Genomic DNA, 25319 nt, shown 5'->3' on the forward strand with positions numbered 1-25319 from the left:
GCACGCTCCTGGATCGCGGTAAATCGATACGTACGTTTAGTCCAACTCTACGGACGACGCCCTGGGTTCCCGTGAAGTCCGCAGTCTTACGATGACACGCGTGTCAGCGAGTGAAACGCCAGCGGTCATCCTCCCGACGGTCGCCCGCGAGGTCGAGGAGTTCGTAGCGGCAGGCGGCTGGGAGCAGCCACCGCAACTCTTCGCCCTCGTGGCCACCTCAGACCTGCTCGAGCAGCAGCCCGAGCTGCGCGACCAGCTCGACCCGCAGTCGAGCCCGCTGACCCCGATCGCCCAGGACTCCCTGGAAGGCGACCTGGGCGACGCGCTCGCGGGCATCGAGTGGCCCCCGACCGTCACCGGCTGCGCCCTGGCCCAGGAGATCGTGGTGCTGCCCCCGGAGGCGGAGACGGAGCTGAGCCACGGCGACCTGGACGACGAGGCCGCCCGCAGGTTCGCCGCGGAGCACCCGTCGCGCCGCGAGGCACGCCTGGTGGCGGCCGTGCTGCGCGACGGTTCGGTCTCCTGCGTGCTGAGGCTGCGCGGCACGGTCGAGGTGCCGGAGGAGGTCGTCGAGCACCCCGAGCTGGCGCCCAACCTCACCGACGCGCTGCTCGCCACGCTGCGGCCCTAGTCGTCACACCCCCAGGCTGGCACAACCCCGGCGCATGACCGCGCCGGGGTTGTCAACTCGTTGTGCACTGTTCGCGACGAGCGGACAGGCCGCGCACCTGCGCGGACGCCCGGGGCACCATCCCGATCTTGTCGGACCCCCTGAGTACGTTGAGATGCAGGGGTTCCCAGCTCGGGGGTACCCCTGCGAAAGCGCGCCGCGTCGCGCAACGGCGCTTCGCGCACGGCCGGTTGAGCGTCGTCTCACCGCGGGCTGCTCGCCGTATACGGCCGGTCTCGCGTCATCGCACCGTGGGCGGTTCGCTGCACGGCCGGTCTCGCGTCATCGCACCGCGGCCGCTCGCCGTACGGCGGGTCGAGCGCCATCGCACCGCGGGCCGTTCACCGCACGGCCGGTCTCGCGTCATCGCACCGCGGGCCGGTCGCCGCACACGTCCGGTCGAGCACCATCACACCGCAAGCCGTTCGTCGCACGGCCGGTCGAGCGCCATCTCGCCGTGAGCCGGTTCGCCCCCGCCGACCCGCCCCTGGCTCCACCTCGTCACCCCGATCGGTGACGGCGCGGCCGCGTTCCACCTGTCGAGCCCACCCAGCCCGCACCGGGCGAGCCGACAAGGCGGCCCGACCGAGGCACGCCCCCGGGCCGCGGTGCGAGCGGTACCCGCGCAGTACGCCGACCGGAGCCGAGCGGGTCAGCAGCTCGGCGTGTCCTTGCCGGAGCTGAGCGCCTCCAGCGACGACACGGCGTCCCTCAGGTTTTCGACCTTGATCAGCTTGAGGTCCGCGGGCGCCTGCTGCTTCGCGTCCTGGCAGTTCGCCGAGGGCACGAGGAACGCCGTCGCACCCGCTTCCTTGGCGGCCACCATCTTGAACGCGATGCCGCCGATGGGCTTGACGGTGCCGTCGGCCGCGATCTCACCGGTGCCCGCGATGGACTTGCCGCCGTTGAGCTCGCCCGGCGTCAGCTTGTCGACGATCGCCAGGGCGAAGATCAGGCCGGCGGAGGGGCCGCCGACGTCGGACAGGCTGATCTTGATCTTGAACGGCACGTCGGCGCGGTCGACCGGCGAGATGCCGATGAAACCGGCGGGGCGGCCGTCGTCGCGGGTGCCGAGGGTGAGCTGGGTCGACTGGGAGTTGCCGTCCTTCTCGAACGCCACCTCGATGCGGTCGCCCGGCTTGGTGTTCTCCAGCGAGGCGCTCACGTCGGCGGAGCTCTGCACCTGCTTGCCGTTCACCGAGATGATGCGGGCGCCGAGCGGGATGACGTTGTCGGCGGGGCTGCCCTTGGTGACCTGGTTCGCGACCACCTTGCCCGGATAGCCGAGGTAGTCGAGCGCGGCGACCTCGGCGGAGGTCTGCGACTCGCTGAACGCGCGCTCGTTGTTCTCCTGGACCTGCTGCTCGGACTCGCCGGGCTTGAAGAACTCCTCGCGCGGCGCGAGGGCGTAGCGGCCGGACAGCCACAGGCCCAGAGCGCCGAACAACGACACGTCGTCGGTGAGCGAGACCGTCGTCATGCGCAGCGTTCCGTTGGTGGGGAACGTGTTCTGGCCGTCGACCGCGACCACGTCGGTGTCCTTGACCTTGCCGAGCACGTCGTAGGTCGGGCCGGGGCCCAGCGCGACGTACGGGACCCTGGCGAAACCGCCGAGCAGTCCGAGTGCCGCCACCACGAGGAAGCTGACGATCAGCGTCCACGTCCGGCGGGTCAGTCCGCGCTCCCTCGGCGGGGGCGCGGGCGGGGGTGCGGTCGTGACGGTTTCACTCACGGCTGAACAGCGTACGACCATGTCGATCCGCGTACGGTAGAGGCATGAGTGACGTGCCGTTCGGGTTCAGCCCGCACAACCCCGACGACAAGGGCGGGAAGCCGGGAGACAACCCGTTCGACTTCAGTCAGCTGGGCAACATGCTGAGCCAGCTGGGCGCCATGCTGAGCAGCGCCGGGACGTCGAGCGGGCCGGTCAACTACGACCTAGCCAAGCAGATCGCGTTCCAGCAGCTGTCGTCCACCGCGACGACGATCGGCTTCGCCGCCGACCAGTCGAGCGCGGTCACCGACGCCGTGCACCTCGCCGAGATGTGGCTCGACCCCGTGACGTCGCTGCCCGCCGGCACGCGCACGACGCAGGCGTGGACCGCCCGCGACTGGATCGAGCGCACGATCCCGACCTGGCAGCGCCTGTGCGACCCGGTCGCGCAGCGCATGTCCGGCGCCTGGGTCGAGGCCATGCCCGCCGAGGCGAAGCAGGCGGCCGGCCCCCTGCTGTCGATGCTCGGGCAGATGGGCGGCATGGCGTTCGGCTCGCAGCTGGGCAACGCGCTGGCGCAGCTCGGCTCCGAGGTCCTCACCTCGACCGACGTCGGCCTGCCGCTCGGTCCCGAGGGCACGGCTGCGCTGCTGCCCGCGAACATCGAGAAGTTCACCGAGGGCCTGGAGCGGCCCGCGTCCGAGGTCATGGTGTTCCTCGCCGCCCGCGAGGCCGCGCACCAGCGCCTGTTCACGCACGTGCCGTGGCTGCGGCAGCGCCTGCTCGACACCGTCGAGGAGTTCGCCAAGGGCATCAAGGTCGACACCTCCGCCCTGGAGCAGCTCGCGGGCCAGATCGACCCGTCGAACCCCGCCTCCATCGAGGAGGCCATGGGCTCGGGCCTGCTCGAACCGCAGACCACCCCGGAGCAGAAGGCGGCGCTGAACCGCCTCGAGACGCTCCTCGCGCTGGTCGAGGGCTGGGTGGACGTCGTGGTCGACGCGGCCGTCGCCGACCGCCTGCCCGGAGCACCGGCCCTGCGCGAGACGCTGCGCCGCCGCCGCGCCTCCGGTGGGCCCGCCGAGCAGACGTTCGCCACGCTCGTCGGTCTGGAGCTGCGGCCTCGCAAGCTGCGGGCGGCCTCGGCCCTGTGGAAGCTCATCGGCGACCAGCACGGCGTCGAGGTGCGCGACAGCGTGTGGGAGCACGCCGAGCTCGTCCCGACCGCCGAGGACCTCGACGACCCGCTGGAGTTCGCCGAGCGCCTCACGAACACCCGCAACGCCCTCGAGGACCCGATCGCCGAGCTCGAGCGCACGATGCGCGAGAGCGGCGAGAAGCCCGCCGAGGGTGGCAAGCCCGAGAGCGAGCCCGAAGACGGCGGTAAGCCCGACGCGGGCTGACACCTCCTTCCAGCGAACATGCGAAGCGCCCGGCGAGCACACCCTCGCCGGGCGCTTCGCGTAGCAGCTCGTCAGTCCTCGGAGATGCCCCAGCCTGCGGCGGCTGAGAGACCCTCGAGGAAACCCATGGCGCGCTCGGTCTTCGGGTAGCGGTGCACCCACTCCCAGAAGTCCTTGCCGTGCCCTGGAACCAGCAGGTGCGCCAGCTCGTGCACCAGCACGTAATCCAGCACCCACGGCGGCACGTCGCGCAGCCTCTCGGACACGCGGATCGTGCCCTCGGTAGGCGTGCACGACGCCCAGCGCGTGCGCATGGGCGGCACCCAGCGCACGCTCACCGGCTCGGCGAGCGAGTCCAGGTAGCGCTCGGACAGCTCGGCGCACCGGGCCATGAGCGCCTCGTCCGACGTCCGCGCAGGGGACTTCCTGCGCGTCTCGCTGCGCTGGAGGCGGCTCAACATCTCCGCCACCCAGTGCTTCTCTTCCCCCTTGGTCATCCGTGCCGGCAGAAGGACGACGACGGTGTCGCCCTCCCGGTACGCGCTGACCATGCGGCGGCGTCGGGAGCTCCGCCGCACCTCCACCCGCGGTTCGGCCATGCAGTCACCGTAAACGGCGTCACCGACAATTTTCCGCCCCCAACCGGCGGCAGGCGCGCACCCGGCGGGTGAAGTTCCGCCGAACGGCGGCTGGACACGCGCGGGTTCGACATGCGCGGAATCGCACGCCTGCGGAGGTACCGTCGCGCCAAGGTCCCCGAGTGTGTCCGCACTCACAACTGCAAGGGAGGGGCTGTGGCCGAGACCTACAACGGCTACTGCGTCAAGTGCCGCGAGAAGCGCGACTTCGACGGCAAGGTCGAGGAGACCAACGGTCGCCGCATGGCCAAGGGCACCTGCCCTGTGTGCGGAACGAAGATGACGCGGATCCTCGGCAAGGCCAAGGTCTGACGTTTCCGCTGGCAGGGGGCGCCGCCCCCTGCCAGTCTCTCCTCTGTGGACCCGAGACCCCGAGTACGTGCAGGACTGGCCGTGGTGCGCAGGGCGCCCGGCGTGGTCCAGGTCGGCACCGACCCCAAGCACGCCGTGGTGATCGACTCGCTGCCCGAGGCGCTGGTCGACGAGCTGATCACGCTCGACGGCCGCCACACCGTCGCTGAACTGGGTGAAAGGCTACGAGCGCGGGGCGAGGACCCCGCCCAGTTGAGTGAAGTTCTCGACTCGCTCGACAAGGCCGGTCTGCTCGACACCGGCGCCACCGCCAAGGGCGCGACGGCCGCCGTCATCGGAGCCGGACACCTCGCACTTTCCATCACTTCGCTCCTGGCGGAATCGGGCGTCCGCCTGGCCCACCACGCCGATCTGACGGTCCTGGCGGCCACGCTCGTGCCGGATCCCACGGTCGTGAGCGCGCTCATGGCGTCCCGCACCCCGCACTTGGCGGTGCGCGTCCGCGAGGGTGTCGGCATCGTCGGGCCGCTGGTCCTGCCCGGTCGCACGTCCTGCCTGAACTGCGCGGACCTGCACCGCACCGACCACGACCCCGCCTGGCCGGTGATCGCGGCGCAGCTCGTCGGCAAACCGGCGTCGTCCGACGTGCTGTTCGCGACGGGGACGGCGGCGCTGGCCGTGGCGCAGGTCCTGGAGTCGCTGACCTACGTCCGCGGCCGCGACCTGCCCCCGCCCGCAGTGCTCAACGCCACTGTCGAACTCGACCTGGTGGCGGGACTTGCTGAGAGAAGAAGCTGGTATCCGCACCCTGACTGTCAGTGCTCCGCACATAACATGGCTGAGTGACCGAGATTCCGCGCAAGGCCGTGCAACGCACCGCCAAGCTGGCGAGCCTCCCGCTCGGGGTGGCGGGCCGGGTGGTGGGCGGCTGGGGGAAGCGACTGACCGGACGCGCGGCCGACGAGGTCAACGCCGAGGTGACGGCCAAGACGGCGGAGCAGGTCTTCGCGGTGCTCGGCCAGCTCAAGGGCGGCGCCATGAAGTTCGGCCAGGCGCTCAGCGTGTTCGAGGCGGCGGTCCCGGACGAGCTCGCGGCCCCGTACCGCGAGGCGCTGACGAAGCTGCAGACCGCGGCACCGCCGATGCCGGCCCGCACCACCCACCGCGTGCTCGCCGAGCAGCTGGGCACGTCGTGGGCGAAGCGCTTCCAGTCGTTCGACGACGAGCCCGCCGCGTCGGCGTCCATCGGCCAAGTGCACCGCGCCGTGTGGCACGACGGCCGCGACGTGGCGGTGAAGGTCCAGTACCCCGGCGCCGACGAGGCCCTGCGCGCCGACCTGAAGCAACTGCTGCGGTTCTCGCGGCTGCTGCAGGCGATCATGCCCGGCACCGACGTGCGCCCCCTGCTGGAGGAGCTGCGCGACAGGTACCTGGAGGAGCTCGACTACCGCGACGAGGCCGCGAACCAGAGGACGTTCGCCAAGGCCTTCGAAGACGACCCGCACGTCGTGGTGCCCCGCGTCGTCGCCTCGGCCCCCAAGGTCATGGTGACCGAGTGGACCTCGGGCGTCGGCCTGTCGAAGATCATCCGTGAAGGGTCTGCGGAGGACCGCGACCTGGCAGGACAGCTCCTCGCCGAGTTCCACTTCTCCGCCCCGTCGCGCTCGGGCCTGCTGCACGCCGACCCGCACCCCGGCAACTTCATGCTGGGCGAGGACGGCCGCCTGCGCGTGATCGACTTCGGCGCCGTGGCCCGCCTCCCCGACGGCCTGCCGAAGACGCTGGGCCTGATGACCCGCCTGGCCCTGGACGGCCGCCCCGACGACCTGGTCGAGCTGCTGCGGAACGAGAACTTCATCCGCGAGGGCATGGAACTGCACGGCGAGGACGTGCTCGGCTACCTGGCCCCGTTCGTGGAGCCGCTGCGCACCGAGTCGTTCCACTTCACGCGCCGCTGGCTGCAGTCGCAGGCCGAACGGGTGGGTGATCTGCGCAGCCCGGATTCGCAGACCGGCCGCTCGTTGAACCTGCCGCCCCAGTACCTGCTGATCCACCGGGTGACAATGGGAGCGACGGGCATTCTCTGCCAGCTCGACGCCCATGTGACCGCACGGGAAATCGTCGCTCGCTGGCAGCCGGGATTCGACGACTAACTCGTCCGAGTGAACCTCCGCGAAGTTGTCCACAGGTTGGCGGCCAGCCCCCTTCGAGGGCGTCCCGGTGGGCCACGATGAGTGCATGTCACCCATCGCCACCATCGCTGACCTGCTCGGATCCGGACTCTCCCCGCGGGAGATCCGGCGTCACTGCGCACCCGCCGGGCCGTGGCAGCAGTTGCTGCCCGGCGTGGTTCTGACCAAGCCTTCGCCCGCCACCCGGCTCGACCGGCTCCGGGCCGTGCTTTCTTTCGCCGGGCCTTCATCGGCGATCACGGGTGCGGACGCATTGACTCGCCGAGGTGCCGTGCTCCCCATTCCCCGGCACATTCACGTGCTCGCGGGAGAGAACTCGCGGAAGGCTCATCCGGGGATTCTGCTCGAACGCACGACCCGGCCACCGGGTGTGGTGGAGCGCGATGGGCTCCGGTTGGCCGAGGCCGCTCGGGCCGCCGTGGACATGGCTCGGCGGGAGACGAACCCGCGGGCCGTCGTGCAGATCCTCGATGCGGTGCTGATGGCTCGGTTGTGCTCGCCGAGTGAGCTCCGGGAGGAGTTGCGGGTGAGCAGCCGACGGGGGACGGCGCTGGTCAGGCAGGCCTTACGCCACCTCTACCCGACGTGATCCGGTGGTTGTGGTGGGGGCGCTGACGGCTGAAGTGACCTTAAACAGCGTCTGCATCGCCGGGAGGGCTTGCTGAGCGCCACCCGGATCGCTCAGTTGCTGGGGCGGCGCGGACGGGCTCCCGGCTCAGCTTCCGGTCTGCCGCCTGAGGCGGCGCCGTCAGCGCGACGGGTCAACGGCACCCCAGGACCCGCGAACGCAACCCGGTACGACGCTCAAAGCGTCGCCACCACCCGCAGCGCCGTTGTCCTCACCGACCCGTCGAACGCACCCGGCGCTCGTGCACCCGATAACGGCCCACAACAACGGCAACCGCACGACCCACGACTGCGCACAGCGCCAAGCCGGCCATCAGCACCAAGCCGTCAGCGCCAGTACTCGTCCGGCAGCTTCCCCTCGATGTCCCGCACGTGGGTCTTCGAGCAGACGTGGCACAACCAGCGGACCGCCCCACCGGTCCGCTCCGACGACCAGGCCAGGAACTCCAGGTCGGAAACGGAGGAACGCATCCGCCCACATCTGTGGCACACCGCGGCCGGGGCCGTCACCGGCGGCGTCCCACGTGGACGGTGTCGGTCTCCAGCAGGAACACGTCCTCGCGGGCGCCCACGTACTCCGAGTCGGCGGGGTTGAGCAGGCGGCGCAGCGCGTCGCGGTCGGCCGGGTGCAGCGACGGGCCGGTGATGTCGGCGAGCCAGGTCAGGCGGTCGACGGCCCAGTCGCGGACGAGTTGTTTCGCCGGAGCCGGGTGGTCGACGACGAAGCTGAAGGCGCTGATCTCGCCGAGGCCCGCGTCGGCCAGGGCCACGTTCCAGCCGACCGGCAGGCGGACGGTGCCCGTCATGTTCTCGCGCATCGACACGAACCACGACGCGCGGGCCGCGGCCATGCGGTCCTGCAGGCCGGGTTCGCCGACGCCCAAGTCCCACGGGAGGAAGCGGGTCTCGAGGCCGCCTTCCGCCAGGGCCAGCCAGCCGCCGGGGGCCAGAGCGGAGACCAGGCGTTTCAAGCCGCGCAGCTGATCAGGGAGGTGGTGCACGACCCGGGAACCCCAGATGAGCTCGACCGGGCCGGCGAACGACAGCGGGTCCTCGGTGGCGAGGTCGGCGAGCACCGGCTTCACCGACACGGCGCCGTCGGCTTCCGCACGGGCCGCGGCACAGGCCGCGTCGAGGAGTTCGGGGGTGGCGTCGACCAGGACCAGGACGCCGCCGCCGTGCTCGCGCAGCGCCGCTGCCAGCGGCACGCTCATGGAGCCGGCTCCGCAGCCGACGTCCATCACGACCGGGGAGTCGGGCAGCGGTGCGACCAGTCTGCGCGCGACCGAGGACAGCGCCTCCGACTGCAGCGAGCCGTAGCGCCTCATCGCGTGGAGGCGGGCGGACCAGTCGATTCCGTCGTGGGTGTGGTGCGGCACAAGGGGAACGGTACGGAGGAACGGCCGAGGCCGCCATCCACCTTCTCGTGGACGACGGCCTCAGCTCGAGACTGTCAGAGGTCGAAGCGAGCCGCCCTGCGTCCCGCCCATCGCGACAACCTGCGCCAACGTTGCGCTGACGCGAGGCGGTTCGCAAGGCGTTGCTCTTCCGCGAACCTCTGGGCTTCTTGTATTCGTATTCGCACGAGTTCTTCATTCAGAGACATGGGTGTGAGGCCCTCGTTCAGGTAGGCGGGCATTGCGCTGTGGTTGAGCTGCACGGTGTTCACGCTGCCGCCTCCGTCTTGCCGGCGGTGACGACGGACGCGTCCTTGCGCGGACGGCCACGCGGCCGCTTCCGCGCGATGACGACACCGCGCTCGAAGATCTCTCCACCCCAGACGCCCCACGGCTCGTGACGGGCGACCGCGCCGGCGAGGCACTCGGCCAGCACCGGGCAGGTCCCGCAGAAGGCCTTCGCCTTCTCGAGGTCGGCTGGCGCGTCAGCGAACCAGAGGTCGGGGTTGTGCGTGCGGCAGGGGATGTCGAGCCCCTCCGCGAGGTCCGGAAGTGTCTCGCCCGTGAGCGGGACAGTCGCGGTCAACATCAGGGTTTTCTCCTTGTGTGGGGTACTGCAAAAACACGAAGGCCGCGGACTCTGTGCGAGTCCGCGGCCTTCGTGAGCCTGGTGGTCCTTCGACCCTCTTATGGGGTCGGCAGGAGCCTTCTCACTTGATGCGCGGACAGCGCATTCGTGTAGTTGTGGACGGCATCGATCACCGGCAGCGCGACGATCGGCTGCTCGCTGCGCAGTTCGCCGCCGCCCAGGGCGGTGGCGCGCAGGGCGGTGGCCCGCTCGCGGGTCGGCAATGCCACTGGCTTCAGGGCAGACTGCTGCCACATGGCCTGGGCGTTCGCAGACGCGCAGAAGCCCTCGGACACGGGGAGGCCGAGCGCGCGCGAAGTCATGAAGAGCTTCACAACGGCCACCTCCTCCAAAGAGAGCTCTGCTGCAGAGAGCTAGAGCGTGTAGTAGTAGTTCTTCTTCCCCAGACGGGTCCTCCGGACCCGGCATGAGCAGGTTATGACCCCGTACCTGAGGCTCGCAACCTATTTAAGAAAACTTGTCCCGATCAGGTGGCGGAGTACCCGACACCGGCCCGGACCAGCCCCAACACGTCGTCGCCGAACTTGTCGAGCTTCGACGCGCCGATGCCGGAGATCGCCACCAGCCCGGCTGTGTCCGTGGGTCGCTGCTCCGCGATCGCCATCAGCGTGGCGTCCGTGAAGACGACGTACGCGGGCACCTTGAGCTCCCGCGCCCGTCCCGCACGCCAGCGGCGCAACGACTCGAGCAGCTCCTCGTCCACATCGGACGGGCAGGACCTGCACCGGCCGAGCTTGACGGCCTGCGCCTCGACCAGGGTCGACGCGCACACCCGGCAGGTCGATTTCTCCTTCTTCATCAGAGGAGGGCGCTGGGCGCCGCCGGATACCCGCGCGGCCGGGTGGTTTTCGGGGACGAGGCTGTAGAGGAAGCGCGAGCGGCGGCGGTACTTGCGTCCACCGGCCGCGCGAGCGAGCGCCCACGACAGCCAGATGTGCTCACGCGCGCGCGTGACGCCTACGTACAGAAGGCGGCGTTCTTCTTCGATTTTCGCCTCGTCGCCGTCGGCGTACTGGATCGGCATCGTGCCCTCGACCAGTCCGACGAGGAACACGGCGTCCCACTCGAGGCCCTTCGACGCGTGCAGCGACGCGAGCGTCACGCCTTCGACCGTCGGCGGGTGCTGCGCCTCGGCGCGCATGTCCAGCTCGACGCAGAACCGCGGCAGGTCGGCCTCAGGAGAGGAAACGGCGAACTCCTCGGCGAGCTCGACGAGCGCGAGCAGCGACTCCCAGCGTTCGCGCGCGGAACCACCCGTCGGCGGTTCGTCGGTCAGGCCGACGCGGCTCAGCACGGACCGGACGACCTCGGGCAGGCTGCCGGAGACCTCGCCCGCCGAGCGGAGCGCGATCATCGCCTGGCGCACCTCGGCGCGCTCGAAGAAGCGCTCGCCGCCGCGCACCAGGTACGGGATGCCGAGCGAGGCGAGTGCCTGCTCGTACACCTCGGACTGCGCGTTGACGCGGTAGAGGATCGCGATCTCGGAGGCCGCGACGCCCTCGTCGAGCAACGTCTTGACGCGGGCCGCGACGGCGTCGGCCTCGGCCGGCTCGTCGTCGAACTCGTGGAACCGCGGCTTGGGCCCGTCCGGCCGCTGCCCGACCAGCTGCAGCCGCGAGCCCGCGGGGCGTCCGCGCGCCCACTTGATGACGTCGTTGGCCAGCTCGACGACCTGGGGCGTCGACCGGTAGTCGCGCTCCAGCCGCACGACGACCGCCTCGGGGAACCGCCGCCCGAAGTTGAGCAGCGGCTGCGGCGAGGCGCCCGCGAACGAGTAGATGGTCTGGTTCGCGTCGCCGACCACGGTCAGGTCGTCGCGGTTGCCGAGCCAGGAGTCGAGCACGCGCTGCTGCAGCGGCGTCACGTCCTGGTACTCGTCGACGACGAAGCAGCGGTAGCGGTCGCGGAACTCCTGCGCGACCTCGGCGTTGTCCTCCAGCGCGCCCGCCGTGTAGAGCAGCAGGTCGTCGAAGTCGAGCAGCTGCGCCTCGTTCTTGAGCTGCTCGTAGGTCGCGTAGAGCTTCATGATCTGCTCGGCGGGCGCCGGGATGTCCCTGGCGGCGCGCTCGGCGGCGACCGGGTAGTCCTCGGGCGTCAGCAGCGACGCCTTCGCCCACTCGATCTCGCTGGTCAGGTCGCGCAGCGCGTCCGGCTCGGTCGGCAGACCGAGCCGGGTCGCGGCACGGGCGACGACGCGGATCTTCTGCTCGACGAGCTCCCAGCGCGGGCCGCCGATGACCCGCGGCCAGAAGTAGCGCAGCTGGCGCGACGCGGCGGCGTGGAACGTCACGGCCTGTGCGCCGTGCACGTCGAGGGAACGCAGGCGGGTGCGCATCTCCCCCGCCGCGCGCTTGGTGAACGTGACGGCGAGGACCTGCGACGGGGCGACGTGACCGCGTTGGCACAGGTAGGCGATGCGGTGCGTGATGGTGCGCGTCTTGCCCGTGCCGGCGCCCGCGAGCACGCAGACCGGGCCGCGGGGCGCCTCGACCGCTGCGCGCTGTTCCGGATCGAGACCCTCGAGCAACGCGTCCATGCCGGCAGTCTCGCAGATGGCCGGGCCGTGTTCTTGCGGGAGCCCGCTGTGTTCGTTCAACCCGGCCAGTATCCTGTAGGTATGGCTGGTAAGCAGGACAAGGCGGCTGCCAAGGAAGCGGCGAAAGTTCGTCGCGCGGCATCACGCGAGCGGCGCAAGCAGATCTTCGAGGCGTTCAAGATGCAGCGCCGCGAGGACAAGGCGCTCGTTCCGCTGATGCTGGGCGCCCTGCTCGGCGTCACCGCGATCGCCGTGGTCCTCGGCCTCGTCTTCAACGCGGTCTGGATGTTCGTGCCGCTGGGCGTCGCGATCGGCGCGCTGCTGGCCGTGATCATCTTCGGCCGCCGCGTCCAGAGCAACGTCTTCCGCAAGGCGGACGGCCAGCCGGGCGCGGGCGCGTGGGCGCTCGAGAACCTGCGCGGCCGCTGGCGCGTGACGCCCGCCGTCGCGGGCACCACCCAGCTCGACGCCGTGCACCGCGTGCTGGGCCGGCCGGGCGTCGTCCTGGTCGCCGAGGGCGCCCCGCAGCGCGTCAAGCCGCTCCTCGCGCAGGAGAAGAAGCGCATCGCGCGCGTCGTCGGCGAGACCCCGATCTACGACTTCATCATCGGCTCCGAAGAGGGCCAGGTCCCGCTGAAGAAGCTGCAGTCGACGCTGATGAAGCTGCCGCGCAACATCACGGCCGCCCAGGTCGACACGCTGGAGACCCGTCTCGCCGCGCTGGCCAGCCGCGGCGCCGCCCTGCCGAAGGGCCCGATGCCCGCGGGCGCCAAGATGCGCAACGTCCAGCGCACCCTGCGCCGCCGCTGACCTCGAAGTTCTCACCGGAACGGCGCCCGTCCCCCGACCAGCGGGGACGGGCGCCGTTCCGCGTCAGGCCCCGACGACCCGCTTCCGGTTCCGGCGCGGGTCAGCGCACCTTGATGACGACGGTGCCGGCGGCCTTGTCGTGCAGGCAGCGCCCGTCCGAGTCCCAGACCAGCGCAGGGATCAGCGGGAAGATGAGCACGGTCCGCAGCAGCGCGCGGGGCAGGTGCACGAACGTCTTGCCGTCGATGCGCGCCACCCGCAGGCCGAGCAGCGCGTGCCCCGGCGTGAAGCCGAAGAACGCGACCGCGACCACGGTGATGACGAACCAGGCCAGCAGGCTCCAGTTCTTCGGCAGGTCGGGCTGCGTGAACACGGCCGCGACACCCGCGGAGAGGAGGAAGTCGACCAGGATGGCGAACGTGCGCCGCCCGATCGAGGCGATCGAGCCCGGCCCCTTCTCCGGGAAGCCGTGACGCTCGCCACGCCAGCGCTGCTGCGTGCCGTCGTTCGAGTCGTCACCCGGGGACAGCACCGAGTTGGGTCCTGACAGCCACGAACCGGTCCACCTGCTCACTCCACCAGAGTAAGCCCGTGAACGTGGGGTGAGGACCGGCAGGTCGTCTTGCCGCTTCGGACCGCCCCGTTAACACTGGCGAAACATCCGAGTGACGGACGGGCAACACCGCCGACATACGGTCGCTCGTGATGACAAGCCGTTGTCCATAGTCAAGGAGTCGACGAGGGTGTTCAAGAATTCCGACGAGGTGCTGAAGTTCATCACCGACGAGGGCGTCAAGTTCGTCGACGTGCGGTTCAGCGACCTGCCGGGCGTGATGCAGCACTTCACGCTGCCGGCTAAGGCGTTCGACGCAGACGCCATCGAAGAGGGTCTCGCCTTCGACGGCTCCTCCGTGCGCGGCTTCCAGTCCATCCACGAGTCGGACATGCTGCTGCTGCCCGACCTCTACACCGCGCGCCTCGACCCGTTCCGGATCGAGAAGACGCTCATCGTGAACTTCTTCGTGCACGACCCGTTCACGCGTGAGGCGTACAGCCGCGACCCGCGCAACATCGCGCGCAAGGCCGAGCAGTACATCACCGACTCCGGCATCGCCGACACCGCGTACTTCGGTGCCGAGGCCGAGTTCTACATCTTCGACTCGATCCAGTTCGACACGACCGGGAACTCCTCGTTCCACAAGATCGACGCGGTCTCCGGCTGGTGGAACACCGGCCGTGAGGAAGAGGGCGGCAACCTCGGCTACAAGGTCAAGTACAAGGGCGGCTACTTCCCGGTCACCCCGAACGACCACTACGCCGACCTGCGCGACCAGATGGTCCTCAACATGGAGGCCCAGGGCTTCACCGTCGAGCGCGCCCACCACGAGGTCGGCACCGGCGGCCAGGCCGAGATCAACTACAAGTTCAACACGCTGCTGCACGCCGCGGACGACCTGATGCTGTTCAAGTACATCATCAAGAACACCGCCTGGCAGGCCGGCAAGACCGTCACCTTCATGCCGAAGCCGCTGTTCGGCGACAACGGCTCGGGCATGCACACGCACCAGTCGCTGTGGAAGGACGGCGCGCCGCTGTTCCACGACGAGAGCGGCTACGCGGGCCTGTCCGACACCGCCCGCCACTACATCGGCGGCATCCTGCACCACGCGCCGTCGCTGCTGGCGTTCACCAACCCGACGGTGAACTCCTACCACCGCCTGGTCCCGGGCTACGAGGCCCCGGTCTCGCTGGTCTACTCCCAGCGCAACCGCTCGGCGTGCGTCCGCATCCCGATCACGGGCAACAACCCGAAGGCCAAGCGCATCGAGTTCCGCTGCCCCGACTCCTCGGGCAACCCGTACCTCGCCTTCTCGGCGATGGTCATGGCGGGCCTCGACGGTGTGAAGAACAAGATCGAGCCGCCGGCCCCGATCGACAAGGACCTCTACGAGCTCCCGCCCGAGGAGGCCCGCGACGTCAAGCAGGTCCCCGCGACGCTGGACGCCGTGCTCGACAACCTCGAGGCCGACCACGAGTTCCTGCTCGAGGGCGGCGTGTTCACGCCGGACGTGATCGACACCTGGATCTCGTACAAGCGCGAGCAGGAGATCGACCCGCTGCGCCTGCGCCCGAACCCCTACGAGTTCGCCCTCTACTACGACGTGTGATCGGCAGCTCTTCGCGAAGGCCCGGTGGGATCTCCCGCCGGGCCTTCCGGCTTCCACGGGCTCACGCACCGGCCAGCGTCACGGTGCACGACACGCCTCGAACACCCTCGCTGACCCGCACGTTCGAGACGACCACGTCGGCCTCGCCGCCGGTCACCAGCTTGATCCGGGCCTCGCCCGCGGTGAGCTCCTCCGCGGCCGTGCCGGCGCCGGCGAGCCGCCAGAGGCCGTCGGTCTCGGTCTCGATCAGGTCGACGCGGTCCAGCTCGGCCGCGTTGCCGTCGGCGTAGACGAGCCGTGCCGGTCCCGAGTAGCTGAACACCGTTCCTCCCCTGCTTCGCCAACGCCTTCAGACACGCGTGGCGGGCGCGGGAGGTTCAGGTGCCGCAGTGGACGGTGTTCGTCATCCCGCCAGGCTGGAGCGGACCTCCATCAGGGCTTCGCCGAGGAGGTTGAGGCCCTGCCACGTGGCGGGGTCCTGGGCTCGCGGGTCGTCCGCCGCGAGGCCGATGCCCCAGACGCGGTCCAGCGGGCTCGCCTCGACCAGCACGCGGGAGCCGGTGGCGAGCAGGTAGGAGCGCAGGGCGGGGTCCTGGCCGAACTTGGCGAGGTTGCCCTCGACGACGATCTCCAGGCGCGCGGAGACCCAGGTGTCGTCGTCGAAGCCGGACACCACGCGGCCCAAGGCCTTCGCCTCGGCGGGGGTGCGCGCGGCGAGGACCTCGGAGGCCGCGGTGGTGTCGCCGAACAGCAACGCCTTGCGCCACATCATGTAGTGCTCGGCGGACGCGAACTCCCGGCCGTCGGCGACGAACGTGCACGGCCACCACTGAGACAGGCAGCCCTTGCCGACGCTGCCGTCACGTTCGGGCTGGTGGCCCCAGAAGAACAGGTACTTCACAAAGGACAGGCTAGCGAGCTAGCCGAGTGATTCCTCCGGCCTTTCGTCCGGCTCGGGCATCTCCGGCTCTCGCCACGCCTCGGCGCGCGTCGGGCCGTTGGCCCGCAGCTCGTTCTCGACCTCCTTCTTCAGGTGGTCGTCCATCGCGAAGCCGTGGGTGTCACTTCCGCGTTGAGTCATGCACCAGACGTACCCGCGCGAAACCGCGCGGAATCACTTCGGCAGCGGGATACCGCTGATCGTGATCGCGGCGCCGGTCGGGGCGAACTGGCCGGAGATCGACGAGAACGTCAGCGTGAGCGACTTCACACCGGTGCCGAGCTTCTCGTCGAGGACGACGATGCCGGACTCGGTGGTGCCCTGCGTGACGAGACCGTCCCACTTGCTGCTCGACGCCGCGTAGGTGCGGTTCAGGTCGTCGAGGACGGCGATCCCCACGACGGGGAGGGTCATCCTGGCCTGGGAGGCGTTCGTGGCCGTCACGAAGAGCTTCACGCGGCCGTTCGCCTCTTCCACGCGGTTGACCTCTATGGTCAGCATTCCGCGCTGTTGCTTGAAGGAGCCGGTTTGGACCTTCACGTCCGCGGACGGCTCGGTCGTTTCCAGTGCGCCGTCAGGGGTTTCGACGACGTTCGACGTGGTCGTCGTGGCGGTGACGTTGGGCTGGGCGGCGGAGTTGTTGCCGCTCAGCGCATACTCGATCACACCGAGTAGGGCGAGCACTCCGGCAGCCACGCCCGCGATGGCGATCACGGTCTTACCTCGGCGCGTGACCTTGCGATGCTGCATGACTTCCTCTGCTCGACCCCCGTGACGAACCCACAGCTCCCCCGATGAGCGCGCCCAGTCTCATCTCGATCGGGTGAAACGTCAATGCGCTAGTGTCCGCGCGTGTCCCAAGATGTCGCCGAATTCACGGCTCCGCAGCTGCTCACCACCCACATCGTCGACTCGGCGGCCGAGGCCCTCGAAGCGGTCCAGGCCGCTGACGTGCTCGACCTCGGTGTCCGCGTCCACAACCGGCTCGTTCCCGACTCCGACGACGCCGAGACGCTGGTCGAGGAGTGGGTGGTCGAGGTCTACACCAGCGCTCCGGCGGTGGACCCCGATTCCGACGAGGACTGAGCAACCAGGAAGTGGGGCACTTCGACGAGAAGTGCCCCGAACCTGAAGAAATACCTGAAGATTTCAGACGGTCAGCACGATCTTTCCGCGCACGTGGCCACCTTCGAGCAGCTTGTGCGCCTTGACCGCTTCCTCCAGGGGAAAGGTCTGCTGCACCTCGACGTGCAGCTTCCCGGCGGCGACGAGGTCGACGAGCCACTGCGTCTGCTCCGCGTTCGGCCTCGCCCACGTGTTGACGACACCGTTCTCCAGCGCCCGCGGCCCATCCACAATGGACGTCATCCGCTCCCTGTCGCGCACCAGCCGCAACGACTGGTCGAACGCGAGCCCTCCCACGTTGTCGACGACCACGTCGACCAGGCCGTCGCCACCGACGGCCTCCGCCACCGCGTCGACCAGCGCATCGCCGTAGGCGACCGGTTCGGCGCCCAGGGACCGGACGAACTCGTGGTTGCGCGAGGACGCCGTGCCGAGCACGCGGGAGGCGCCGAGCTCCCGCGCGATCTGCACCTGCAGATGACCGACACCGCCGGCCGCGGCATGCACCAGCACGACGTCACCGGGACCGGCGCCGGTGACCTTCAACGCCTGCAGCGCCGTCAGGCCGGCCAGCGGCAGCGCGGCGGCGGTCACGAAGTCCACGGTGGACGGTTTGCGCGCGACCATGCGGTCCGGCAGCGAGACCAGCTCGGCGTAGGTGCCGAACTGCACGTGGTCCTTGCGCGCGTACGCGAGCACCTCGTCGCCGGGCTTCCAGCCCAGCACGCCGATGCCGACCGCCCGCACGACGCCCGAGACGTCCCATCCCGGGATCAACGGCGTGTGGTGCGGCATCAGGCCCCGCAGGTGGCCCGCCCTGATCTTGTAGTCCACCGGGTTCACCCCGGCCGCACGCACCTCCACCAGCACCTGGTCGGGCCCGAGCAGCGGGTCGGGCAGCTCCTGCAACGACATGACCTCGGCGTCGCCGAACTCGGTCAGCGCGATGGCTCTCACGGTTCCTCACCGTAGAAGACACGCTCCGCCACCGCACGTGCACGACGGGTGGTCCGCCGGTACTCGTCGAGGAACTCCCCCGGATCGCCGTCGGGCGGGTGCCCCATCACCGACGCCACCGCGACGAGGTCGCGCCCGGACGTCGGCAGCTGGTCGGAAGCCTTGCCCCGCACCAGCGTCACGGCGTTGCGCGCCTGGGTCGCGAGGTTCCACGCGGCCGTGAGCGCCGCGGCGTCCTCCGCGGCCAGCAACCCCGCCTCGACCGCGGCCGCCATCGCGGCCATTGTGGACGGTGTGCGCAAACCGGGAACGGCACCGGAATGTTGCAGTTGCAACAACTGCACGGTCCACTCGACGTCCGCCAGCCCACCGCGGCCGAGCTTGGTGTGCGTGCTCGGGTCGGCTCCGCGCGGCAGGCGTTCGGCGTCGACCCGCGCCTTGATCCGCCGGATCTCCCGCACCGACGCCGCGTCGAGCCCGCCGGCCGGGTACCGCAGCGGAGCGATCAGCTCCTCGAACTCGGCGCCGAGTGCGGCGTCGCCCGCGATGAACCGCGCCCGCAGCAGGGCCTGCTTCTCCCAGATCTCCGCCCACTGCCGGTAGTACGCGCGGTACGAGTCGAGCGTGCGCACCAGCGGCCCCTGCCGGCCCTCCGGCCTCAGGTCCGCGTCCACCTGCAGCGGCGGGTCCAGCGACGGCGCTCCGAGCAACCGCCGGATCTTCTCGACGACCCCGCTCGACCACTTCGCCGCCTCGGCGTCGGAGAAGCCCTCGAGCGGCCGGCACACGAACATCACGTCCGCGTCCGAGCCGTACCCGAGCTCGTGGCCGCCGAGCCTGCCCATGCCGATCACGGCCAGCGCCGCGGTGGGTTCGCCGGACGCCCGCACCGCCGCGTCCAGCGCGCTTTGCAGCACCGCGCTCCACACCTCGGACAGCGACACGCACACCGTCTCCAGCGGCATGAACCCCAGCAGGTCCGCGGCGGCGATGCGCAGCAACTCGTGGCGCCGCAACGACCTCGCCGCCGCGATCGCCCGTGCCGCGTCGCCGTACCGCGACACGGCGCTGCGCAACGGGTTGCCGATCAGGTGCGGGTCACCGCCGACAAGCGCCTCGGTGTCGGCGAGCAGCCGCAGCACCTCGGGCGCCCGCACCAGCAGGTCCGGCACGAGGCGGGAGGTGCCGAGCAGCACCGCGAGGCGTTCGACGACCGCGCCCTCGTCCCGCAGCAGCCGCAGGTACCAGGGCGTCTCCGCGAGCGCCTCGGACACCTTCCGGTACGCGAGCAGGCCGCCGTCCGCGTCGGGCGTGCCGGCGAAGAGGTCGAGCAGCACCGGCAGCAGGGCGCCCTGGATTCGCGCACGCCGCGACATGCCGTGCGTCAGCGCCTGGATGTGCCGCAACGCGCCGTCCGGCGACGTGTAGCCCAACGCGGCCAGCCGGGCCACGGCCTCCTTGGTGGTGAGCCGCAGCGCCTCCGTCGGCACACCCGCCACGGACTGCAGCAGCGGCCGGTAGAACAGCTTCTCGTGCAGGCGGCGGACCTGGTTGGCGTGCTTGCGGAACTCCGCGAGCAGCACCTGCCCCTCCGACCTGCGCCCGTCGGCCGCGAGCCCCACGGACCGCGCCAGCCAGCGCAACGCCGTGACGTCGTCGTCCGCCGGGAAGAGGTGCGTGCGCAGCAACCGCTGCAGCTGCAGCCGGTGCTCCAGCGTGCGCAGGAACCGGTAGGAACGCCCGAAGTCGGCCGCGTCCTCACGCCCGACGTAGCCACCCTGGCCGAGCGCGGCCAGCGCGGCCGTCGTCGCCTGGATCCGCAGGTCCTCGTCGGACCGGCCGTGCACGAGCTGCAGCAGCTGCACCGCGAACTCGACGTCGCGCAGGCCACCGCGGCCGAGCTTGAGCTCGCGGTCGGCGAGCGGTGTCGGCACGTGGTCCTCGACGCGGCGCCGCATGGCCTGCACGTCCTCGACGAAGTTCTCGCGCTCGGCCGCCGTCCACACGTACGGCCGCACGACGTCGAGGTACGCCTGCCCCAGCTCGGCGTCACCGGCGACCGGCCGCGCCTTGAGCAGCGCCTGGAACTCCCAGGTCCGTGCCCACTTCTCGTAGTACGACGCGTGCCCGTCCAGGGTGCGGACCAGCGCGCCGGCCTTGCCCTCCGGCCGCAGCGCCGCGTCGACCTCGAAGCACGACTGGCCGGCGATCTGCATCATCGTGCTGGCCAGCCGGGTGGCCACGCCCAGGTCGCCCTCGGCGACGAACACCACGTCGACGTCGCTCACGTAGTTGAGCTCGTTCGCGCCGCACTTGCCCATCGCGATCACCGCGAGCCGGCAGCGGTCGGCGCCGTTGACGCGTTCCTCCGCGAGCTTCAGCGACGCCCTGAGCGCCGACACGGCCAGATCGGACAGCTGCGCGGCGACCGTGTCGTACGGGACGAACGGCAGGTCGGGTTCGACGACGTGCGCCAGGTCGTTGGCGGCAACGACCAGCAGCTTCGCCCGGTACTCGGTGCGCAGGACGTCGCCGTCCGCGAGCTCCAGCGCGACGTCGACGTCGTCGGTCAGCGACCGCCACCGATCGGGGTTCGCCACGAGGAAGTCGGACAGCGCGGTCGAGGAGCCGAGCACGGCGAGCAGCCGCCCGCGCACGACGACGTCCTCGTGCAGCGCCGCCGACAGGGCGTCCCAGTCGGCGACGGGGTGCAGGCGTTCCAGCCCCCGCAGCGCGAGGTCCGGATCGGGGCAGCGGGACAGCGCGGACAGCACCGGCTCGGCGCCGTCGGCGGGCCGGCGGTCAGCCCACAGGCCGAGACCGCGCAGCACCTCTTCGCTGCGCGGCTCGGTGAGGCCGAAACGTGCTGGAGACGCGTGGCGGACTGGTTCGCTCATCAGGAGCCAACCCTAATGCCCTCACGGCGTCAGAAGACGATCAGTGAGAGTCCGTAGAGCACGACGGCGACGCAACCCGCGAAGCTCGCGTACGCGGGGACCTTCCTGTCACCGGACAACGCGCGGATGCCGAGCACGAACAACGTCACGACGACGGTCGTGGCGAGCAGCGTGGCGCCGAAGACCTGCAGCAGCGCGACCCAGTTGACGGTCATGCCGCCACCTTGTGCAGCTCGGCCTGGGCGGCGACCTCGTCGACGATGTGCTCGGGCTTGACCGGCTCGCGCCGCGACAGCAGCCAGATGCCGATCGACACGGCCGAACCGATGACGGCGACACCGATGACGCCGGTGGTGCCGCTGGAGGCCCACTTGCCGGCCAGCGCGCCGACGATGCCGGCGGCGGGGAGCGTGAGCAGCCACCCGGCGGCCATCTTGCCCATCGTGCCCCACCTGACGCCGTGCCGGTCGCGGCCGAGGCCGGAGCCCATGATGCCGCCGGACGCGACGTGCGTGGTGGACAGTGCGAAGCCGAGGTGCGAGGACGCGAGGATCGCCGTGGCGGTCGAGGTCTGCGCCGCGAAGCCCTGGGCGGGCTCGATGGTCGTGAGACCGCGGCCCATCGTGTGCGTGATGCGCCAGCCGCCGAGGTAGGTGCCGAGCGCGATCGCGAGACCGGCGCTGACGATCACCCAGGTGGGCGGGCCGGAGCCGGGCGCGAGCGAGCCGGACGTGATCAGCGCGAGCGTGATGATGCCCATCGTCTTCTGCGCGTCGTTCGTGCCGTGCGCGAGGGAGACGAGCGAGGCGGACGCGACCTGGCCGACCTTGAAGCCGGTGTGCGAGACGCGCGGGTCGGCTGCCTTCTTGAGCCGGTAGACGACGATCGTGGCGATGGCCGCGACCAGACCGGCGACGAGCGGCGCGACGATCGCGGGCACCAGGACCTTGTCGACGACCTTCGCGAAGTGGATGGCGTCCACACCGGACGCGACCCAGGCGGCGCCGATCAGGCCGCCGAACAACGCGTGCGAGGAGCTGGACGGCAGGCCGACGTACCACGTGACGAGGTTCCACATGATCGCGCCGACCAGCCCGCCGAAGATGACGGCGGGCGTGATCTGGGCGTCGTCGACGATCCCGCCGGAGATGGTCTTGGCCACCTCGACGGACAGGAACGCGCCCACGAGGTTGAGCACCGCCGACAACGCGACCGCCGTGCGGGGCTTGAGCGCACCCGTGGCGATGGAGGTGGCCATGGCGTTGGCCGTGTCGTGGAACCCGTTCGTGAAGTCGAAGATGAGAGCAGTGATGACGACGATGATCACCACAAGAGCGGGATCCACAGTGATCCTCCGGCTGGATCGAACAAGCTGTCCAGGAGATTACGGTACCGCCAACGGAGGATGTCTTAAAACCTACGAAAGTAACGTCACACCAACGGAAGTCGTGTGCCCAAACGTCCCGCGGGCGACAGTTCTCCTCGTACCAGCTTCGCAAATCTCGCGACGAACGGCTGCCACACCTCTTCGAAGTCGCGGTGCGCTTCCTCCAGGAACTGCTGGTCGAAGTGGTGCGCCCGGGCGCAGGCCGCCGAATCCGGGTCCTTCGCGGCCCAGTTCAAGACGATTTCCGGCGTCGTCTCGATGTGGAACTGCAGGCCGTAAGCGCTCTCGCCGACCCGGAACGCCTGGTTCGGGTATTTCGGGGACGCCGCGAGGTGTTCCGCACCGGGCGGCAGCAGGTGCACCTCGTCGTTGTGGAACTGCAGCACGTCGGGCGTGAACGGCAGGTCGGCGAACAGCGGGTCGCCGGCCGCGGCGTCCCGCTTGGCCACGAGCAGCACGCCGACCTCCGGCCCCTGCGGTCCCTTGCGCACCTGACCACCCGTGGCGGCCGCGAGCAGCTGCGCACCGAGGCAGATCGCGAGCGTGGGCAGCCTCTTCGACACCGCGCCGGACAGCAGCCTGCGGGCGTCCGCGAGCCACGGGTGCTCGAGGTCGTCGAGCGCGCCCATCTCACCGCCGAGGCAGATGACGCCCTGGTAGCCGTCGAGGTCCGCCGGCGCGGGCTGCTCCTTCAGCGGCACGAGGTCGAGCTCGACGCCCTCGGCCTCGAGCCACCCACCGAGCTTGGCCAGCGGGTCGGACTCCGAGGGCTGCAGGACGAGCAGGCGTGGTGCGTTCACGCACCCGAGCCTAGGTGGGCGCAGGTCAGCAGTGACACGCGACCTTCGAAACACCCGAACCGGTGACCTCGTCCGACTCGATCGGGTAGCCCGCCTCCCGCCACGCCGTGATGCCACCGGAGAGCCGCTTCACGCGGTACCCCCTCTCCGAGAGCGCGAGGGCGCCCTTGGTGGCGGCGTTGCACTGGAAGCTCTCGCAGTAGCAGATGTAGACGAGGTCCGGGTCGAGGTCGAGCTCGTCGGGCAGGTCCCGGTAGGGCAGGTTGATCGCGCCGGGGATGCGTGCCTGCGCGAACGCCTCCGGAGCGCGCGTCTCCACCAGGACGTAGCCGGCGGTGGTGCCGTTGCGGAGGTCGCGGTGGACGTCGTCGGGGTCGGCCTCGAACGCGAGCTCGGCGGCGAAGTGGGCGGCGGCGGTGCGCGGGTCGGCGGCGGGGAAGCGCAGTGCGTTCGTCATTCCTCAGATCCTGCTGGCCGCGGTCCTGTTCGGACATGCGGAAGTCCAGGCGTTCGAACCGATCTCCCTATGATTTCCAGGTGGAACTGGACGGAGTGGACTGGAAGATCCTGTCGTTGTTGCAGCAGGACGGACGGATGTCGTTCACCGCGCTCGGGCGTGAGGTGTCGTTGTCCGCGCCGGCGGTGACCGAACGGGTGCGCCGCCTGGAGTCGCTCGGCGTCATCACCGGCTTCACCGCGGTCGTGTCGCCGTCCCGTCTGGGCCTGCCGATCGAGTCGATCGTGCGGGTGCGGGTCCGGTCGCTGGACACGCCGCGGTTCCGCTCGCAGGTGCTGGTGCTGCCGCAGGTCCTCGACGCCGACCACGTGACCGGCGACGACTGCTGGCTGCTGCGGGTCGTCTGCCGGTCGATGGTGGAGCTGGAGGAGCTCGTCGAGGTGATGCAGCGGTACGGCGACACCACCACCTCGCTCGTGTTCTCCTCCCACGTCCGCAACCGGCCGCTCTCGCCCGAGCTGTTCGGCTGAACCCACCACCCGGTGACTAGTCAGTCGTCCCGTTGTCGTGCTTCCACCAGAACTCCGCCCAGTCGTCGAGTGGCTCGTACCCGATGCGCCGGTAGATCGAGTTCGAGACCGGGTTGGTCAGGTCCGCGAACAGCAGCACGTCGGTCGCGCCCTGGTCGAGGGCCCAGCGGCTGGCCAGGGCGCTGGCAGCGGCGCCGAAGCCGTGCCTGCGGTGTTCGGGCGGCGTGTAGACCGGACCGATCCTGCTCATGCCGACCTGCGGGAGGCTGGCCGCGGCCCAGGCGACCGGGGTCCCGCCGACCTCCCAGAGGGCGTGGCCGTTGCCGAGGCGCAGCGAGCTGCGCATGGCTTCGGTGGCCGAACCGCTCGGGTTGCGCGGTACGGCCTCGGCGAGGAACGACTCGCGCCAGGCGCCCAGGAGCTCGACGTCGTCCTCGGTGGCCAGGCGGCCGGCGCCTTCGACGGTGGGCGGGGCGAGGGTGCCCAGGCGGTAGAGCCTCGTGGCCAGGGACTCGGTGTACGGCCTGCCGGTCGCTGTGGCGAACGCCTCGGACCTGTCCCGCGGACCGGTCACCCCCGGAGCGTCCGGGTCGATCCTCGCGGCGACCTGGACGGCCAGTTCCACTGCGGCCAGCGGCAGGTCGGCCGTCTGGAACGGCCAGGGCGGGGTGCGGACCAGGGAGCCGACGACCTCGTCGCCTTCGTGGAAGGTGACGAGGGTCGGGAAGTCCTCGGTCGGCAGGCTGCGGATCCGGTGCAGTGACGTCAAAGCCACGGTGTTGCGCACCGGATCGGCTGCGAGCCGATCGTGGGTGGCGGCGTCGAACGAGTCCAGGGTGGCGTGCACGACCGCGTCCATGGGTCCATCAGATCAGGGCGGGCAAGCGAAATCAGCATCCGGACGCGCAAAAGACCCCTGAGGGGAGCACCGGAGTGCTCGACCCTCAGGGGTCTTCTGGAAAAAATGTTCGGCGGCGACCTACTCTCCCACACCGTAACCAGTGCAGTACCATCGGCGCAGAAGGGCTTAACTACCGGGTTCGGAATGGGACCGGGTGTTTCCCCAACGCTATAACCACCGAAACTCTGTGGAGTTGTACCTGCGGCGAT

29 protein-coding genes and 1 rRNA gene are annotated in these 25319 nt (G+C 70.3%); 10 read left to right on the forward strand and 20 right to left on the reverse strand.

Annotated elements, in window-relative coordinates:
- The first annotated feature begins 91 nt into the window (after positions 1–91).
- Complete coding sequence (locus tag V1227_RS22815; RefSeq protein WP_329787600.1) at positions 92–631, forward strand: PPA1309 family protein; 540 nt, start codon at positions 92–94, stop codon at positions 629–631.
- 691 nt (positions 632–1322) lie between these two features.
- Here V1227_RS22815 and V1227_RS22820 read toward each other — a convergent pair.
- Positions 1323–2402, reverse strand: coding sequence for a YlbL family protein (locus tag V1227_RS22820; protein WP_329787601.1), 1080 nt, complete (start codon positions 2400–2402; stop codon positions 1323–1325).
- A gap of 44 nt (positions 2403–2446) precedes the next feature.
- Here V1227_RS22820 and V1227_RS22825 point away from each other — a divergent pair, with 44 nt between their 5' ends.
- On the forward strand, positions 2447–3787 hold the full coding sequence (locus V1227_RS22825; protein WP_090098606.1) for a zinc-dependent metalloprotease: 1341 nt from the start codon (positions 2447–2449) through the stop codon (positions 3785–3787).
- Between the two features lie 71 nt (positions 3788–3858).
- Here the strand turns inward: V1227_RS22825 and V1227_RS22830 are convergent, their stop codons facing one another.
- Positions 3859–4386, reverse strand: coding sequence for a M48 metallopeptidase family protein (locus tag V1227_RS22830; protein ID WP_329787602.1), 528 nt, complete (start codon positions 4384–4386; stop codon positions 3859–3861).
- Positions 4387–4581: 195 nt separating this feature from the next.
- Between V1227_RS22830 and V1227_RS22835 the strand changes: the two genes are divergently transcribed.
- The 4 genes from V1227_RS22835 to V1227_RS22850 all read left to right on the forward strand — a co-directional run bounded on the left by V1227_RS22835 (position 4582) and on the right by V1227_RS22850 (position 7518).
- Complete coding sequence (locus V1227_RS22835) at positions 4582–4737, forward strand: DUF5679 domain-containing protein (RefSeq protein WP_166056119.1); 156 nt, start codon at positions 4582–4584, stop codon at positions 4735–4737.
- An 81-nt stretch (positions 4738–4818) separates the two neighbouring features.
- Positions 4819–5583: a hypothetical protein gene (locus tag V1227_RS22840; RefSeq protein WP_329787603.1), complete on the forward strand. Its 765-nt coding sequence runs from the start codon at positions 4819–4821 to the stop codon at positions 5581–5583.
- Complete coding sequence (locus V1227_RS22845; RefSeq protein ID WP_329787604.1) at positions 5580–6890, forward strand: ABC1 kinase family protein; 1311 nt, start codon at positions 5580–5582, stop codon at positions 6888–6890. The genes V1227_RS22840 and V1227_RS22845 overlap by 4 nt, the downstream gene beginning before the upstream one ends.
- Positions 6891–6975: 85 nt before the next feature.
- Positions 6976–7518, forward strand: coding sequence for a hypothetical protein (locus tag V1227_RS22850; RefSeq protein WP_329787605.1), 543 nt, complete (start codon positions 6976–6978; stop codon positions 7516–7518).
- A gap of 365 nt (positions 7519–7883) precedes the next feature.
- On the opposite strand, the gene V1227_RS22855 is transcribed toward V1227_RS22850, so the two are convergent.
- The 5 genes from V1227_RS22855 to V1227_RS22875 form a co-directional block, all read right to left on the reverse strand.
- Entirely contained in the window at positions 7884–8027 is a 144-nt protein-coding gene (locus V1227_RS22855; protein WP_236221546.1) for a hypothetical protein, read from the reverse strand.
- 35 nt (positions 8028–8062) lie between these two features.
- The gene (locus tag V1227_RS22860) at positions 8063–8935 is read right to left on the reverse strand and encodes a class I SAM-dependent methyltransferase (RefSeq protein WP_329787606.1); all 873 of its coding nucleotides are present in this window, start codon (positions 8933–8935) and stop codon (positions 8063–8065) included.
- Between the two features lie 286 nt (positions 8936–9221).
- Positions 9222–9542: a WhiB family transcriptional regulator gene (locus V1227_RS22865; protein WP_329787607.1), complete on the reverse strand. Its 321-nt coding sequence runs from the start codon at positions 9540–9542 to the stop codon at positions 9222–9224.
- 98 nt (positions 9543–9640) lie between these two features.
- Positions 9641–9916 (reverse strand): hypothetical protein, encoded by a 276-nt coding sequence (locus V1227_RS22870; protein WP_329787608.1) that lies wholly within the window; start codon positions 9914–9916, stop codon positions 9641–9643.
- Positions 9917–10068: 152 nt separating this feature from the next.
- Positions 10069–12138, reverse strand: coding sequence for an ATP-dependent DNA helicase UvrD2 (locus V1227_RS22875; RefSeq protein ID WP_329787609.1), 2070 nt, complete (start codon positions 12136–12138; stop codon positions 10069–10071).
- Positions 12139–12219: 81 nt separating this feature from the next.
- Between V1227_RS22875 and V1227_RS22880 the strand changes: the two genes are divergently transcribed.
- The gene (locus V1227_RS22880; protein ID WP_329787610.1) at positions 12220–12948 is read left to right on the forward strand and encodes a DUF4191 domain-containing protein; all 729 of its coding nucleotides are present in this window, start codon (positions 12220–12222) and stop codon (positions 12946–12948) included.
- Between the two features lie 100 nt (positions 12949–13048).
- Here V1227_RS22880 and V1227_RS22885 read toward each other — a convergent pair whose 3' ends face one another.
- On the reverse strand, positions 13049–13522 hold the full coding sequence (locus tag V1227_RS22885) for an RDD family protein (protein WP_090098628.1): 474 nt from the start codon (positions 13520–13522) through the stop codon (positions 13049–13051).
- Positions 13523–13691: 169 nt separating this feature from the next.
- Between V1227_RS22885 and glnA the strand changes: the two genes are divergently transcribed.
- On the forward strand, positions 13692–15116 hold the full coding sequence (gene glnA / locus V1227_RS22890) for a type I glutamate--ammonia ligase (protein ID WP_090098630.1): 1425 nt from the start codon (positions 13692–13694) through the stop codon (positions 15114–15116).
- Between the two features lie 61 nt (positions 15117–15177).
- Here glnA and V1227_RS22895 read toward each other — a convergent pair whose 3' ends face one another.
- The 4 genes from V1227_RS22895 to V1227_RS22910 form a co-directional block, all read right to left on the reverse strand.
- A complete protein-coding gene (locus tag V1227_RS22895) occupies positions 15178–15438 on the reverse strand; it encodes a hypothetical protein (protein WP_236221540.1) in 261 nt (86 codons plus the stop codon).
- An 81-nt stretch (positions 15439–15519) separates the two neighbouring features.
- The gene (locus V1227_RS22900; protein ID WP_329787611.1) at positions 15520–16017 is read right to left on the reverse strand and encodes an NADAR family protein; all 498 of its coding nucleotides are present in this window, start codon (positions 16015–16017) and stop codon (positions 15520–15522) included.
- An 18-nt stretch (positions 16018–16035) separates the two neighbouring features.
- Positions 16036–16197 carry a hypothetical protein gene (locus V1227_RS22905; protein ID WP_329787612.1) on the reverse strand — a complete coding sequence of 54 codons (162 nt, stop codon included), beginning with the start codon at positions 16195–16197 and terminating at the stop codon, positions 16036–16038.
- Positions 16198–16230: 33 nt separating this feature from the next.
- Entirely contained in the window at positions 16231–16806 is a 576-nt protein-coding gene (locus tag V1227_RS22910; RefSeq protein WP_329787613.1) for a hypothetical protein, read from the reverse strand.
- A gap of 102 nt (positions 16807–16908) precedes the next feature.
- Here V1227_RS22910 and V1227_RS22915 point away from each other — a divergent pair, with 102 nt between their 5' ends.
- On the forward strand, positions 16909–17142 hold the full coding sequence (locus V1227_RS22915) for a hypothetical protein (protein WP_236221536.1): 234 nt from the start codon (positions 16909–16911) through the stop codon (positions 17140–17142).
- A gap of 63 nt (positions 17143–17205) precedes the next feature.
- On the opposite strand, the gene V1227_RS22920 is transcribed toward V1227_RS22915, so the two are convergent.
- The 6 genes from V1227_RS22920 to V1227_RS22945 all read right to left on the reverse strand — a co-directional run bounded on the left by V1227_RS22920 (position 17206) and on the right by V1227_RS22945 (position 23679).
- The gene (locus V1227_RS22920; protein ID WP_329787614.1) at positions 17206–18138 is read right to left on the reverse strand and encodes an NADP-dependent oxidoreductase; all 933 of its coding nucleotides are present in this window, start codon (positions 18136–18138) and stop codon (positions 17206–17208) included.
- Positions 18135–21035: a bifunctional [glutamine synthetase] adenylyltransferase/[glutamine synthetase]-adenylyl-L-tyrosine phosphorylase gene (locus V1227_RS22925; RefSeq protein WP_329787615.1), complete on the reverse strand. Its 2901-nt coding sequence runs from the start codon at positions 21033–21035 to the stop codon at positions 18135–18137. Before V1227_RS22925 ends, V1227_RS22920 begins: the two co-directional genes overlap by 4 nt.
- 29 nt (positions 21036–21064) lie before the next feature.
- Positions 21065–21250 (reverse strand): hypothetical protein, encoded by a 186-nt coding sequence (locus V1227_RS22930; RefSeq protein WP_329787616.1) that lies wholly within the window; start codon positions 21248–21250, stop codon positions 21065–21067.
- Positions 21247–22380, reverse strand: coding sequence for an inorganic phosphate transporter (locus V1227_RS22935; protein ID WP_236221532.1), 1134 nt, complete (start codon positions 22378–22380; stop codon positions 21247–21249). The genes V1227_RS22930 and V1227_RS22935 overlap by 4 nt, the downstream gene beginning before the upstream one ends.
- Positions 22381–22466: 86 nt before the next feature.
- Positions 22467–23222 (reverse strand): type 1 glutamine amidotransferase, encoded by a 756-nt coding sequence (locus V1227_RS22940; RefSeq protein ID WP_329787617.1) that lies wholly within the window; start codon positions 23220–23222, stop codon positions 22467–22469.
- Positions 23223–23247: 25 nt separating this feature from the next.
- Complete coding sequence (locus tag V1227_RS22945) at positions 23248–23679, reverse strand: rhodanese-like domain-containing protein (protein WP_329787618.1); 432 nt, start codon at positions 23677–23679, stop codon at positions 23248–23250.
- An 80-nt stretch (positions 23680–23759) separates the two neighbouring features.
- On the opposite strand from V1227_RS22945, the gene V1227_RS22950 reads away from it, so the two are divergent.
- Positions 23760–24209 (forward strand): Lrp/AsnC family transcriptional regulator, encoded by a 450-nt coding sequence (locus V1227_RS22950; RefSeq protein ID WP_090098650.1) that lies wholly within the window; start codon positions 23760–23762, stop codon positions 24207–24209.
- 16 nt (positions 24210–24225) lie between these two features.
- Here V1227_RS22950 and V1227_RS22955 read toward each other — a convergent pair whose 3' ends face one another.
- Together V1227_RS22955 and rrf are read right to left on the reverse strand one after the other, a co-directional pair.
- Positions 24226–25068, reverse strand: a complete 843-nt coding sequence (locus V1227_RS22955) for a GNAT family N-acetyltransferase (protein ID WP_329787619.1) — start codon at positions 25066–25068, stop codon at positions 24226–24228.
- A gap of 107 nt (positions 25069–25175) precedes the next feature.
- A 5S ribosomal RNA gene (gene rrf, locus V1227_RS22960) occupies positions 25176–25292 on the reverse strand.
- Positions 25293–25319 lie beyond the last annotated feature (27 nt).

The sequence above is a fragment of the Lentzea sp. DG1S-22 genome (genome assembly GCF_036321065.1).
In the GTDB taxonomy this organism is placed as follows: Bacteria; Actinomycetota; Actinomycetes; order Mycobacteriales; family Pseudonocardiaceae; genus Lentzea; species Lentzea jiangxiensis.